This window comes from Marinobacter sp. MBR-99, assembly GCF_040547575.1.
In the GTDB taxonomy this organism is placed as follows: domain Bacteria; phylum Pseudomonadota; class Gammaproteobacteria; order Pseudomonadales; family Oleiphilaceae; genus Marinobacter.
Window position 1 is genome coordinate 1 of sequence record NZ_JBEPPY010000036.1, and the last position, 13,702, is coordinate 13,702.

Below are 13,702 nucleotides of genomic sequence, written 5' to 3' on the forward strand. Positions count from 1 at the left end.
CCCGCGTCGCTACGCTCCGATGGGTGGCAGCCTTGCTCCGGTCCGGGTGGCAGGCTTCACGTGGAATGGGTGGCAACCTTCAGCGGTTTACGCACTCTCCGTTCGATAGCCACGCGGGCTATCCCATCACTCAACATCAAAAGGGTAGTGAGCTCAACTTTAAATTTAAGGAAACCATTTATGAAAAAAAGAAAAGTATTATCACCGGTTAAAAGAGCATTAGAGCAGGCTATTTGCGACCAAACCCTGTCCTATGCTTCGGCTGCCTCTGTAAAATCAAAATTTTTAAAATTTCAAGAACACCTGGAAGAAAAGGGGCATTCAGGAAATCTAAACGATATAACTAAAGAGGATGTTTTGGATTATGCACGAACGCTTGAATGTTACAGCACTTCCTATAAACATGGCCTCCTCTCAGCTGTTAATGTGGTATTAAACCACGTGACCTACGGAGCGTGGGACTCCGTGACAGGAGTAAGGGATTGCGGCTTCGAGAAGAGGAAATTTGTGCGAACTGAGAAACCATTAGAAACTTACGACACCGATATTGAAAGTTTATTTCACTCTCTTAATGATGAACGATATCAACGTGCAACGATTGTTGCTCAAGCCTGCTTACTTTTTGGGCTTAGACTAAAAGAAGCAGCAACTTTAGATTACCAGCAATCATTGAAAGACTTGACAGATAACAAACCTTTTCAGGTTAAGTTCGGCACAAAAGGCGGCAGGCCCAGAACCATTAAAGTTGAGCCAGATCAACTTGTAATCGATACACTAATTCGTGGCGCCGAAATTCAAGCTGATCATTATTCTATTATCCCAGAGGATCAAACTTGGATCCAATTCTGCCGAACCGAAATTTATCGTTATAGGGAGCATCTTAAAAAGATTGGGATAAAATCTTATAAGGATCTTCGAGCGATCTATGCATGTCGGAAATATTATCTTGAAACCGATAGCGCTCCTCCAATATATGGAGGAAGGGCAAAAAAAAGTATTGACCTATCAGCAAGAAAAAAAATTGCAGCAGATTTGGGGCACAACAGGGCCTCGATTTCCAACTCTTACATAGGGAAATCTAAAAATGAAAAAAATTCCTAGTAAGTCTAACACCTTAAACTTCAGACTTAAAAGTTACGCAAAAAAGGGTGGAAAAAAGCATCGTCATCGGCAAGTGCAGCGTGTATATAAATTCTTAAAATATTGTGGTTGTCCGGCTGATCAGATAGGTAACCGTCATGTGAGAAAGTTTTTTGAGGAAAACTTTATGGCTAAGTCCACAAAACGGGACTATTACTACGCTATTATGCTCCTCTGGCATATGCTGGGGCGATATAAAAATCCAGACAAGCCAAAAGAAATGAAAGATTGATTTTAGTTAGTTGAAAAAATTAATTTTCATATTCTTTAATTTATATTTAGATATAATAGCCAGGGATCAGGAACTTAGTGCTTACTATCTTATTTTAGATAGTAAGCACTGTTAAGACATATCTTCTAGCCTATTCTACCTAATCAAAGATTAGCTATTCGAATACGATGTGAGCAGGTCATCCCGTCAACCCAAAAGTTGAGGCATACTATTCATACTGACACTGAACTCACGTCATTCAAACTTTCCGCACACTCGCTAATGAAATCTGCCCAAGCCAGGTCCTCCAACCAACGGCGTGGAATACCTTCAACACCCCAGGCTGCCCCCGCAATTTGCCCAGTAACGGCACCCACCGTATCCGCATCGTCTCCCAAGTTTACCGCGGCAATCAGCGCACCCTCAAAACACTCCGCGTTGTAACAACACCACAAAGCTGCCTCCAAAGTGTCAATCACATAACCACTCGAGGATATATCGTCTCTGGTAAAGTGCCTGAAAAAGCCATTCTTGACTCGACCAATGCTCATACCACGCTCTTGGGTATCGGGCAGATTGTCGAGTATGGATTTAAGGTCGCCCCCCTGGCGCAGCTGCCAAAGAATCGCCGCCATCAGCTCTGCCCCATCCAGACAGTCAGCACTGGCATGAGTGGTGCGGCTGCTGTCTACTGCATACTGCATGGCCGCATTCATATCACCTGCAGCGATAACTGCGGGTGCCAATCGCATGATGCCGCCGTTGCCGCTGGCAAAGGGGTTGTCCGTCCCGGCATAACTCACGCGAGTTTGGGCAAACCGACGCAGCGCATTCCGCGTGGTATTGCCAATATCAATGCATTTTTCCTGGCATGCCATGTAGCCGTCATTCATCCAGTTCACATATCGACTGAGCTGGTCTTTGGAGTCAAACCCTCCACAATGAATCAGGCTTTGCGCTAAACAAAGCGCCATGGCGGTATCGTCTGTCCACTCGCCCGGCTTTACATGAAATGCACCGCCGCCGATCAGTTCGGTATGCAGCGCAAAGGTATCCCGACGGCGAAATTCAACTGTAGTGCCTAACGCATCTCCTACAGCCAAACCTAGTAATGCACCTTTTGCAAAATCGATGTTGTTCTTCATAAGCAGCTCCCTCATTAGCGTTTCTAGATTAACGCGGTATTCCGTCAACACATGTCGCAACGAGAGAGCTGTGAGAATGCGCCATAATCTGACGCATCCATAACTCACAATGTAAGGAACTCAAGGAGATGCCTATGAACCGCCAACAAATCGATACTGTTACCTACGACATCATCGGGGATGTGCACGGCCACCAAGACAAGCTGATCGCCCTACTTCTAAAGCTGGGCTATAAGAAAGAGAACAACATTTGGCAGCAGGAAGGTCATCAGGCGGTTTTTGTGGGTGACCTGATCGATAAAGGCCCGAAAGCGGCAGCTGTTCTAAAAACCGTGAAAGCCATGGTAGATGCCGGTTCGGCGTTCATGGTCGTTGGCAACCACGAACTCAATTGGATCCAGGATGCCGCAGACCATACGGGCGACGTCATTGCATTTATGGATGCAACTGAAAAACACTACAGCCGCCGCCAGCTGACCAAGGCGTTCAAATACCAGATCGAGGAGCTAATCGATATCTTCCATTGGCTCCGCAATCAGCCCATGTATATCGATCAGCCGGACCTGCGCGTGGTTCATGCCTGCTGGGACGTGGACGCAATCGAGACGCTCAAGGGCGCTGGAATAGATCGTCTTTGCGACGAGGCTCTGGCCGGCTACCGTGAGACGTACTCAGATATCTACTTCGCCATTGATAAAGTCGTGGCTGGTTGTGCGCACCATTTTCCACCAGGGTCCGCTTACAAATCCAATCGACGGAGTGACCGTTTCCGCATCAAATGGTGGCCAGAGGATCATGTATCAATCAACCCGATCGAAATCCAACCGTCGCCTGTAAAGGTCCAACTACCGGAAGACCATCCGCCGGTGTTCTTCGGCCATTACGCCATGGTGGGAACCCCGGATGTTCTTGGTAACAATGTGGCAGGCCTCGACTACTCAGCCGCTTACGGAGGCGAACTCGTTGCCTATCGCCATAAGCCGGGCCAACCGCTTGATCGAGCACACTTTGTTACCTAAAGACAGTGCTTTCCCAGCCTGCGCTCTGATAGTCTGTTTCGTCATGACAAACCTTGAAGGACCGTTGTTTTGGCGAAACTGATCCCCCTCTTTGAATCGATAGAACAGGATGCACTGCCCAATAGTGAACGCAAGGTGCTGCAACACTTGAATGACCTGGACTTTCCTGGGCTAGAGGTTTACTTCAGCTTGCCTCTGGTCAGGGAAAAGAAGCAGGGCACCTTCCGTAGCGAGGCCGATTTCATTCTGTTCCATCCCAACCACGGAATACTGGTGTGGGAAGTCAAAGGTGGCGGCATCTCCTATCGAAACAACCAGTGGTACTCTCAGAACAGTCACGGCATCTATCCGGTCAAAGATCCTGTCAAACAGGCTGATGGTGCGATTAGCGACATCATCACCCGCATAAAACGGAACGCGCGCGATGGCCTGCTTCTCCCTATTGGTCGAAACCTGGTTTTCCCGGACACCATTGCCCAAGACATCGTTCTGCCTCTGGGTTTGTTACGTGAAGACATTATTGACTACAACGGCCTGAAGAATCTGGACCAGACAGCGCTGATCGAACAGTTCAAACGCTGGCCTCAACAAGACAAACTCCCGGTAGCCAAGGCCGATGCAACGTTTGTTCGGGACAAAGTGCTCAATCCCACATTTCACCTCGCGCCAGCCATTGAAGCACGAGTCGATCAGATTGAGACCACACTGGTTCAGCTCACGAATCAACAGGTTTGGGCACTGGAGTTACTGCGTTTTGTACCAAGGCTGACGATTACCGGTGGTGCCGGTACCGGCAAGACATTGCTCGCAAGGCAAAAGGCCAGAGACCTCGCATCCGATGGTGAGAAAGTATTGGCTCTTTGCTTTAACAAAGCCCTGGCTGCTCACATCCACGATGCCCTCGAAGATACGGATGAAAAACTCGAAGGCTCCATAACTGCGTGCAGCTTCCATGATTTCGCCAGAGACTTAATCGAACGAGCGGACTTGCCCTGGAATCCTCCAGAAGCTGCCGAAGAGAAACCTGCTTTCTATGAAGAAACCGTTCCTAGCCTTCTTGCAGACGCGGCAGCAAAGATACAACCTGATTTCAGTGCTCTGCTGGTCGATGAAGCTCAGGATTTTCATCCTCTGTGGTGGATGGCCCTGGATTCGGTTATGGCACCCGAGTCAAAAATCGTCTTATTTGCAGACCCGTCCCAGAATCTCTACGGACGGGATTTCGAAATCCCTTCCGACGTATTCACCGGAATGCTGCCCTATCCTTTCCAGCTGATGCACAACTGCCGCAATTCGCTCGAAATTGCCCAGTGGCTCAATAACCGCTTTGAGTACGCCAGTACACCTGCGCCACACCTACCGGCAGCAAACGAGCGGGTGCGGGAGCATGAGTGGAAGCAGATTGATGATCAAACCCAGTTGTTAACGAAAGCCTGGTCGGAACTCAAAGACCGCGGCATAAAAGCGGATCAGCTTGCTGTACTCAGCCCCTACCGCCCCGAAAACTCCGGCGGTATTCGTGCTTTAAAAGAAGTCTTTCCAGGCGACAACTTCACGGTCAGCACAATCAGTGGCTACAAAGGCCTTCAATCCCCGTTTGTATTCCTGGTCGACATGAACACTGGCGGCTTCGCCTCCCGCGAAGACCTCTGGTACGTCGGCGCAACCCGGGCAACGGTCGGGCTGCAAACCTTCGCCAAAAACTAAGGTGGGGTCAGACCCAGGTGCATTTTGCTCAGTGAAATGTATTTGGGTCTGACCCCAACTTGATAACGTCATAACTTGTCGCACCACTCCCTCATAATGGCAACACGTCAGCAAAAGAGGGGGACTGAATGGCCGACTACGAGAATTACATCACCAGAGATACCGTGGGGGGTGCCAGCATTGCCGGGTTCCCCGGTTCTGTTCTGGAAGTTGACGAACCAGACGTATTTGCCCTGGATATACTGGATGCGCCTAACCTCGCAACCATCCAGATCAAACAACTGAAAACCCTTAAGCGCCCTCACCTGGTGCTGAGCAATCTCCCAGAGCTTGCAAAGGTTGATCTACCGCCCGGCCATCCTGGCGCCATCATGCATTTCAACTCAGAGCACGCGCCGAAAAGGTTTGTTATCGGTGGTGCGGTCAGCGAGATTGATGCGGCCTGGGGTACTATCCAGGCTCGCTCAGAATCAGCACCCAATCACCAACATTGGAGCCGCATCGTTTGCTGCCCGGGCCATGAGCAGCCACCAGAGCCATCCGGAAACGGGCTTGTGATTGTGATTGGTGATATGCCACAAGAGCACGACCAAATCGCGCTGGGTTCGGGTAATGACTGGTTGCTGCTCAACGTGGGCGGTCTTCGCCATGTGCAGGCAAACACCTCCGGTAAGGTCGTTCTGCAACAGGTTCCCGACCTTCGCACCATCAATGGTTCTGGCCACGGCCTCGCCTTAGAGGTGTACGAGGCCCCTGCCCTCAAGCGGATCTCCGGAACCGGTGAGCGCGCCATCGTTTATCAGAAAGCATCGATTTCCAAAGAACTCACCATTGCCGACAACTGGAAACACGCGCGCATCCATAGCAAGACTTTGCGCAGTCTTAACTTCCCCGCAGGTGAGAGCCTGGCCCTGCACCACTGCAATAAGCTCCAGCAGGTGCATCTACCTCTGGGCATGGATGTGGAGTGCTTCGGGGCACTGCCGGCGCCACTCATGGCCAGCGCGCGATTCTATTTTGACGAGTCGTCCCTGAATACCTGTATGGAGCGGTTCAAGAACGGCGAAACGGATCAGCTTTCAGGCATTCTCAGCATACTTGCCAATGCCCACGAGCGTGAACAGGTTGTACTCAGCCTGCAGAAAATCCAGGAACTGTGTGAGCTCGGCGTCCCGCCAGATTTAATCTGGCAAACCCGCCGAGAACTTGCAGCTCGTCATCGTGAAAATCGTGGCAAATCCAGAGGCGCTAAACGCCCCTTCAACGAAGCCGCCATGACCAAAGCGGATTTGTACTGGCACTGGAAATTCCCGAACGACCTGGCGCCCCAGGGCTGGGAAGCAGATCTGAAGATCTGGCAATACTGCCATCCCTCGGTGCCAGCTGCCGCCGACTACGCCGACATAGTCGCCTGCACCTGCTGCAATGAGGAGGCCTTCGAGGCACTGTTACGCCTGGCCCTCAACCTTCAGGGTTCTGATGACGTGTATCGCCTCGCCATTCGCTGTATCAGCGAATATCTCGGCAAGGGCGATGATTACCTGCTTAACCGCAATCGCAGCCAACAACGAGACCCGACACTGCGCATCGTCCGCTTATTGATAGGCAAACGGGTGACCGACGACGATCAGCGAACCATCATCACGTTCCTCTGCAACGTGCTGCCGCTGAAAACGCTGGTGCAGTCCGTACCGCCGATCGTTCACATGTGCCCGGGTGTTTTTCGGGGCGTGCTCATGGCCCTGTCGAGAAAACCGGAAGGCTGGTTCACCCAAAGGATCGGCACCTTCCCCTTCTACAAACAGGGCAACAAGATCAACGAGTATCGCCAGAAACTGATGCAAATTGCCCTGGCGCCTTGCTTCTCAGAAGAGGAAGAGGAGGAAGACGACATCGCCGCCAGCCCGGACCCCGGTAGCACCTATTCACTGTTTGAAGGAGAAGCCTGATATGAGCGAACAGAACCGCACCACTCGCTATGCAACGCCGGCGCAGATTCATGGCATCCTCCGTCATCAGGTGGAGCTACTCGGCGCCCAACCAGAACTGGCACACCAGCTTCCGCCCATTATGCTTTGGGGCCCACCGGGTGTAGGCAAAAGCAGCATCATTCGTGATGTGTGCGAAAAGGCAGATATCGGGTTTATCGATATTCGCCTGTCACAGCGTGAACCGGTAGACCTGCGCGGGCTACCGGTACCGGATGGTGACTCGGTTAACTGGCTCATCTCGGGCGAATGGCCGCGTGATCCGGCTAGCCGTGGCATCATCTTGTTCGATGAAATCACGGCTGCGGATCGCTCGCTGCAAGTCGCAGCCTACGAGCTGATTCTGGACCGCCGCCTGGGCACCTTATACAGCTTGCCCGATGGCTGGCTCGTAGTGGCTGCCGGCAACCGCACCCAGGATCGCGCTGTGGCGCAAACCTTCTCCAGTGCCTTGGCCAACCGCTTCTGCCACCTGGATGTGGAAGCCGACCTGGACAGCTGGTGCCAGTGGGCCGCCGCGAATCAATTGCACCCGGATATTATCGGCTTTGTGCGCTTTCGCCCGGAATGCTTTTTCAACATGAACGGCAGCGTAGAACAAGGCTGGCCAAGCCCCCGCAGCTGGACCCGCGTCGCCAAAAGTCTTGAGCACGCAAACAGTGTCCTGAACGAAGACACCCTAAGCCTGATCATTCAGGGCTTGGTAGGCGCACCGGCTGCCACCGAATTCCTGGCATTCCGCCGCTGGAGCAAAGAACTTCCAAACGTGCCTGCCATGTTGCGTGGCGAATGCCCCGTTGTCATACCGGAACGGGCCGACCAGCGCTTTGCCTTTTGCAGCAGCCTCGCACACCACCTTTGGAAAGGCCCGAAGAACCAGCAGGGAAAACGCCTGAGCCAGTTTTTTAAGATCAGCAAAGAACTGACCTCCGATTTCGCCACCCTCGCCTTGCTGGACGCCACCGCAGCTGAGGGCGATAACTTACAAGAACATCGCGCCATGGAAGTGTTCTGCCACCCGGACTTTGAAGCCTGGAGCCTCAAGCATGGCAAGGTCTTCAATCAGCACATGGAGAGAGTGGCATGAATACAGCCGACTCTATAGCGCTCAACTTCCCAAGCGAAGAAGATCAGTCGCTGAAGCGTAAAATGCGCAGAACCCTGGAAGAGGACCGGGCATTGATGATGACCGCGCAACCTTTCACCGCCATGCTCGCCATGCAGTTGAACCTGGTGCCGGTAGTAGACAGCCGATTGCCCACGGCCGGTACCGATGGCAAAACCATCTTCTTCAACGCGCTATTCATGGCCGGCCGAACCAATGCAGACCGCAGATTCATTCTGGCCCACGAAGTCTGGCATTGTGCGATGGGACACTTTCGCCGCCAGCTCGGCCGGGATGCAAAACTGTGGAACCAAGCCTGCGACTACGAAGTGAACCACATACTCAGCGCAGAACTGGGCCATTGCCCAAACGATGCCCTGTGGGACCGACGATTCCAAGAGCTCTCTGCCGAAGAAACCTATGCGCGCCTGCTCAACGGTATCGAACAAGCCAAAAAAGGCCAACAGGTACTGGATACTCATGATCTGGAGCAGGCTCTAAATCAGAACCCGGCCGACTTGGTTATCGACCCGGATTTCACACCCGACACGCCGGCGAATAGCCAGCAGGAGCAGGCCCTGAGTGAGGCCTGGCGCCAGCGCTTGATTACCGTTGCACAACAACGAGACCGCATGCCCGGGAACCTACCGGGGCATCTGCGGCGGATCGTGGATCAGATCAGAGCACCCCAGGTGCCCTGGCAGCAACTACTCGCCCGGTTTTTACAGAAACAACACGGCGGTGATCGCCAATGGCTACCGCCCTCTCGCCGCCACGTTCACCAGGGGTTGTACCTACCCAGTCGCCGCAGCAGCGTGTTAGAGCTCACTGTGGCACTGGACAACTCCGGAAGCTGCACCAGAGACATCCCCCAATTCCTGGGTGAACTCAAAGGTATGCTGGCAGCGTTCAACCGCGTAAGCCTGCGCCTCATGGTGTTCGATACCAAAATACAAAGTGATCATGTTCTGACGGAACAAGACCTCCATCGTCTCAGCACATTCGACGTTGCCGGCGGTGGTGGCACGGATTTCCTTCCGGTATTTGAAACCTGTAAGGAAGCACCACCACAAGCCTTGATCATTCTGACCGATGGCTTTGCCCGGGCACCCGAGCAGACACCCGGTTATCCGATTCTTTGGGCTCTGACAGAGGATGGGGAATGTCCGGTGCAATGGGGGGAAAAAATATTCATCAAGGGTTAAGATAGCAATATCGGACGCCGCCCATTACAACCCCGGAGCTTACGTAATGCGCATTCAAGAATTGATTGATGAAGCGAACGCACTGCCCGTTGACGAGCGCGCACTTGTAATTGAGTCACTCTTAAAAAGCCTGAACCCCACTGAAAACACGATTGACGAGCAATGGGCCGCGGTTGCAGAAGGTCGCTTGGCCGATCTCGAGTCTGGAAGGGTAACACCCGTTTCCGGTGAGCAAGTTTTCAGCAAAATTCGGAGCAGGTTGAAACGATAATGGACGTCAGGTTTCACCCCGCAGCGGAAGCGGAACTCAACGAAGCTATCGATTATTACGAATCTATCCAACCTGGTCTCGGCATTGATCTCGCCGAAGAAGTAGAAAAAGCCGTAATCCGAGCGGTTAAATTTCCACAGGCCTGGAGCTATATTAGAAAGCCCGTTCGGCGCTCTCTAGTCAAACGTTTCCCCTACGGTGTTCTCTACTCAGAACAGCATAACTGTATCTTCGTACTCGCAGTTATGAACCTTCACCGTGAACCCGGCTATTGGGAATGGCGACAGTAGCGCCTGGGTGGCTATCATTCCACGAACACCAAACCGCACCAACACACAGGAAGCACCATGAACCTGACCGAACGCGCCACCGGTGGATTACTTGCCCTGGCCTGTGGCGATGCCCTCGCCAACCACGTGGAATTCAGCCCCAGAGGCAGTTACCAGGTTACCGGCATGGACAACCGAAACGGACCATTGCCAACCGGCCAATGGTCTGATGACACTGGCCTGGCTCTGTGCTTGGGGGAGAGTCTGGTGGCTGAGGGCGGGTTCAACGCCAAAGACCAGATGATGCGCTATGAAGCCTTCTACGAAAGAGGCGAAGGCTGGCCAGGGAAATACCGGCTGGCACCCGGCAACACCCTCGCCCAGGCCCTTAAACAGTTCAAATACACCGATGAACCTTTTTGCGGTTCCACCCACCCTTTGGCTGCCGGGAACGGTGGGCTGATGCGGTTACTGCCTGCAGTATTGGCTGCCTATCCGGATGAACAAAAAGCCTGCTACTGGGCCAGGGAAAGTACTCGCACAACCCACGGTGCCCCCGAGTGCCTGGAAGCGAGCGAGTGCCTGGCACTGATCCTGTGCAGCCTGCTGAACGGCCAGGACAAAACCACCGCCCTAAAAGCCGCCGAGAACACCGAATGGACAAGCGCTAAGATACGAGCCCTGGCGACCGGAGACTACCTGAACAAACCCGATGCTCTGATCAAAGCCAAAGGCTACGTGGTGGATACACTGGAAGCGGCGCTTTGGTGTTTCAGCACAACCGATACACTTGAAGGTGCATTACTCCGGGCCGCCAATCTCGGAGATGACTGCGACACAGTCGCGGCCATTACAGGGCAACTTGCCGGCTGCGATTATGGGAAGGCCGCCATCCCCCAGGATTGGCAGGACAAGCTCGTTGAAAAAGACCGTATTGAACAGCTTGCTCGCGAATTAGTCGCGGTCAACCCTACCTCCGAAACATCAAAAGGCTGATACCCATGAGCGATCAGCTGAGACGACAAATCGAAATTCTGAGATTACTACCCCGCCCCGGGCTGTCGAAGTCCACAGCCGAAATCTTCAAAGAGCTGGAAGAACGTAAGTTCGTAACCTCAAAACGCACAGTAGAAAGAGATCTGGAGAGCCTGAGGGCTATCTTCGGCCATGTGATCGAGAGGCAGAGCCAGCAAGGTGACAACGGCCGAACCAACTACTGGCATCTCACATCGCTTAAAGGATTATTGCCGGAAACGCTGTTCAACAACAAAGATGCGGCTCTGGCCTTGGCCATGCTCAAACAGCAGGCATATAACCGGTTACCCAGCAGCGTGTTGAGACGACTGGATTCCCTCTGGAACCAAGCCAGCCAAACAGCAGAGAAAGACACAAGCACTCAGAAATGGATGCAACTGATCCAGTACCTGCCGGACCCCATGCGCCCTGAATCGCCGCCTATTGATCCAAACGTTCAAGCCACCATCGAAGAAGCCCTCGATAATGGCGGTGCACTCGATCTGACAATGCAAACCCTGGATGGCGAAAAAGAATACCGGGAACTGTTGCCAGTGCGCTTGCTTCTCCAGGAAGAGATTCTTTACCTACTGGCCGAAGATCCCAATGCGCAAACTCCGGAAGACAGCATTACCTTGCTGCCCCTACACCGGATGACCGAAGCAAAGGAGAAATTTACACACAACGACAGCTCCTTTGAACCGGACCTTGCCCAAGCTGTGGCCTTGGGCATGGAGGACAGCATCAAACTCGTCATTCGCGTGAACCATTCTTTGGCCGAAGCCCTGTTTCACCGCCCTATCGGCCGGCAGCAACATCTGGTTGAAGATTCAAAACAGCCGGGCCGATACCTGGTAACCACTTACATAGATAACAGCCCTCAGCTCAGGCGATGGCTCCGACGGCGTATAGACGGGGAATTGGAAATACTGGAACCGGTAAGCCTAATCTAGCTGGGCTTGGCGCTGCTCATACCACTTAAGAGACTTCTCCAGCGGCACCAGCCAGAAATCCACGCCCACAAAACGACAACGACCGGATTCGTCCTCGAGAAACGCCAGCAGTTGCTGATAACGCTCACTTTTCTCATCTGGCGCAACGTCCAGATAGGTGGCTCCGCGATAGGGAGTGGCCAATGTTCCAGGAGAACAGTGCAGGCAAGGTTCCCAAGATATCCCTTGGTCATTGAGCCAACGGACGATTGTTTGCCTTTCCGGTATGCGTTCCCAAGGTTCATCATCCAGAGAACACGGCTCAGGAATGTCGCAAAAGGAAAGAAAGAGGATGTCTCTGCCTTCTCGATAACCAATTTCATCGGTTGTGCAGATCAGCTGCGGCATGGAAACCATTCCCCTGAACGTATTTCAGGATAGCCGGAGACATCGTGGTTATAGATATAGAGCCAGGCCAGTCCAAAAGGGGTTTGTATCTGGATTCGGTTGTAGAGGCCAGAATCCGGGGATTCCGCATTGAATCCCTCCAAATCATCCAGTCGAGCAAAGGTCTCGTCGTCTACCTCATAAACCTCTACGCGGACTCCATTACTATCACTTAATTTTGCAGCGGGAAAAGGGCCGAGATCATACAAAGTGATCAGGCCACACTGGAACTCACCACAACGCTCCTGATCGGCGAGTAACCAATGGTTAGATTGGTTTTGTTTTAGGGTTCCATAGACCGCCACCCGGATTCCTTCATTGTGCATGACCTTGCCCTTGGAAAGTAACGATGCCTAAGTATGCACGATTCATGCGCCGGCGTATGTCGCACCAATTGTCGAAGGGGCATCTTCGTGATGAACAAATAGGCAGTATTGACCTGCACCCAATGGCCGAACCAGCTATTGGCACCTCAGCAGTCTGATAGGCCTTCTGCCCGAAACGCTCATCAATAACAACGATGCCGCCCTGGCGCTAACCCTGCTCAAGCCGAATCGCCGTCCTTCCACGGGGCGTATTCAAGCGGCTGGACTCACTGTGGGAACAAGCATCCGCAACGGTATAATAGAACCGAGATGCTCAGCATTGGATGCAGCTAATTCAATACCTACCGGACCCCATGCGCCCGGAGTCACCACCGACCGATGAGCAGGTGCAACTTGCCGTGGAGGATGCGTTGCGGGATTCTGACAAGCCGGACTTGATCACCAAAACCCGGGATGGGGAAACCAAGCTAAATGGACTACTACCCCTGCGAATGCTCCTACAGGAAGAAATCCTATGCCTCCTGGCTGAAAACCCCAATGCCGAAACCATGGATGACAGCATCCAGCTGGTACCCCTACATCGAATTTTAACCGCCAAGTCCGGCCTCAGCTTGAACGACACGTCTCTAGGCCTGACCTGGCCCAGCAGTTTGCGCTGGGTATGGAAGGCCCTTTTCGGTTGATCATGCCGGTTAAGCGGCAACTAGGAGAGGCGCTGTTTAACCGGCCTGTTGGCCAGGTGTAGTAGCCCCCATTTAAACCGGACACCTTGGTAGAAGCAAAGGCCTAGGCATAGACCTAGTGCAAAGGAGTGTCCAAGGTGGAGAGTGTCACCGCCGGAGTAATACTGACCCACTAGCGCCGACTTAAAATTGACCCACCTGAGGCAAAATGGCCGCCTAACAAACTGACCAGGGCGGCGG

15 protein-coding genes and 1 pseudogene are annotated in these 13,702 nt (G+C 52.8%); 13 read left to right on the forward strand and 3 right to left on the reverse strand.

What is annotated here, in order from left to right:
- The 3 genes and pseudogenes from ABIE59_RS19540 to ABIE59_RS19550 all read left to right on the forward strand — a co-directional run.
- Positions 1-212: pseudogene (locus ABIE59_RS19540) on the forward strand (hypothetical protein); the annotation flags it as partial.
- Entirely contained in the window at positions 181-1,101 is a 921-nt protein-coding gene (locus ABIE59_RS19545) for an integrase domain-containing protein (protein WP_354449458.1), read from the forward strand. The pseudogene ABIE59_RS19540 and the gene ABIE59_RS19545, both read left to right, overlap by 32 nt.
- A complete protein-coding gene (locus ABIE59_RS19550; protein ID WP_354449460.1) occupies positions 1,085-1,372 on the forward strand; it encodes a hypothetical protein in 288 nt (95 codons plus the stop codon). The genes ABIE59_RS19545 and ABIE59_RS19550 overlap by 17 nt, the downstream gene beginning before the upstream one ends.
- Positions 1,373-1,584: 212 nt before the next feature.
- Here ABIE59_RS19550 and ABIE59_RS19555 read toward each other — a convergent pair whose 3' ends face one another.
- Entirely contained in the window at positions 1,585-2,496 is a 912-nt protein-coding gene (locus ABIE59_RS19555; RefSeq protein WP_354449462.1) for an ADP-ribosylglycohydrolase family protein, read from the reverse strand.
- 134 nt (positions 2,497-2,630) lie between these two features.
- Here ABIE59_RS19555 and ABIE59_RS19560 point away from each other — a divergent pair, with 134 nt between their 5' ends.
- The 9 genes from ABIE59_RS19560 (at position 2,631) to ABIE59_RS19600 (ending at position 12,027) form a co-directional block, all read left to right on the forward strand.
- Positions 2,631-3,515 carry a metallophosphoesterase gene (locus ABIE59_RS19560; protein WP_354449464.1) on the forward strand — a complete coding sequence of 295 codons (885 nt, stop codon included), beginning with the start codon at positions 2,631-2,633 and terminating at the stop codon, positions 3,513-3,515.
- 69 nt (positions 3,516-3,584) lie between these two features.
- A complete protein-coding gene (locus tag ABIE59_RS19565; protein ID WP_354449466.1) occupies positions 3,585-5,222 on the forward strand; it encodes an AAA family ATPase in 1,638 nt (545 codons plus the stop codon).
- Positions 5,223-5,350: 128 nt separating this feature from the next.
- On the forward strand, positions 5,351-7,171 hold the full coding sequence (locus ABIE59_RS19570) for a hypothetical protein (protein WP_354449468.1): 1,821 nt from the start codon (positions 5,351-5,353) through the stop codon (positions 7,169-7,171).
- Position 7,172: 1 nt separating this feature from the next.
- On the forward strand, positions 7,173-8,297 hold the full coding sequence (locus ABIE59_RS19575; RefSeq protein WP_354449470.1) for an AAA family ATPase: 1,125 nt from the start codon (positions 7,173-7,175) through the stop codon (positions 8,295-8,297).
- On the forward strand, positions 8,294-9,520 hold the full coding sequence (locus ABIE59_RS19580; protein WP_354449472.1) for a vWA domain-containing protein: 1,227 nt from the start codon (positions 8,294-8,296) through the stop codon (positions 9,518-9,520). Before ABIE59_RS19575 ends, ABIE59_RS19580 begins: the two co-directional genes overlap by 4 nt.
- 46 nt (positions 9,521-9,566) lie before the next feature.
- Positions 9,567-9,791 carry an addiction module protein gene (locus ABIE59_RS19585; RefSeq protein WP_354449474.1) on the forward strand — a complete coding sequence of 75 codons (225 nt, stop codon included), beginning with the start codon at positions 9,567-9,569 and terminating at the stop codon, positions 9,789-9,791.
- Positions 9,791-10,081: a type II toxin-antitoxin system RelE/ParE family toxin gene (locus ABIE59_RS19590; RefSeq protein WP_354449476.1), complete on the forward strand. Its 291-nt coding sequence runs from the start codon at positions 9,791-9,793 to the stop codon at positions 10,079-10,081. Before ABIE59_RS19585 ends, ABIE59_RS19590 begins: the two co-directional genes overlap by 1 nt.
- Positions 10,082-10,138: 57 nt before the next feature.
- Positions 10,139-11,056: an ADP-ribosylglycohydrolase family protein gene (locus tag ABIE59_RS19595; RefSeq protein WP_354449478.1), complete on the forward strand. Its 918-nt coding sequence runs from the start codon at positions 10,139-10,141 to the stop codon at positions 11,054-11,056.
- A gap of 5 nt (positions 11,057-11,061) precedes the next feature.
- Positions 11,062-12,027, forward strand: coding sequence for a helix-turn-helix transcriptional regulator (locus ABIE59_RS19600; RefSeq protein ID WP_354449480.1), 966 nt, complete (start codon positions 11,062-11,064; stop codon positions 12,025-12,027).
- Here ABIE59_RS19600 and ABIE59_RS19605 read toward each other — a convergent pair.
- Together ABIE59_RS19605 and ABIE59_RS19610 are read right to left on the reverse strand one after the other, a co-directional pair.
- Positions 12,019-12,414: a hypothetical protein gene (locus tag ABIE59_RS19605; RefSeq protein ID WP_354449482.1), complete on the reverse strand. Its 396-nt coding sequence runs from the start codon at positions 12,412-12,414 to the stop codon at positions 12,019-12,021. The two genes, ABIE59_RS19600 and ABIE59_RS19605, sit on opposite strands and share 9 nt — an antisense overlap.
- Positions 12,402-12,779, reverse strand: a complete 378-nt coding sequence (locus ABIE59_RS19610) for a gamma-glutamylcyclotransferase family protein (protein WP_354449484.1) — start codon at positions 12,777-12,779, stop codon at positions 12,402-12,404. The genes ABIE59_RS19605 and ABIE59_RS19610 overlap by 13 nt, the downstream gene beginning before the upstream one ends.
- Positions 12,780-13,102: 323 nt before the next feature.
- Between ABIE59_RS19610 and ABIE59_RS19615 the strand changes: the two genes are divergently transcribed.
- Entirely contained in the window at positions 13,103-13,462 is a 360-nt protein-coding gene (locus tag ABIE59_RS19615; RefSeq protein ID WP_354449486.1) for a hypothetical protein, read from the forward strand.
- Positions 13,463-13,702 lie beyond the last annotated feature (240 nt).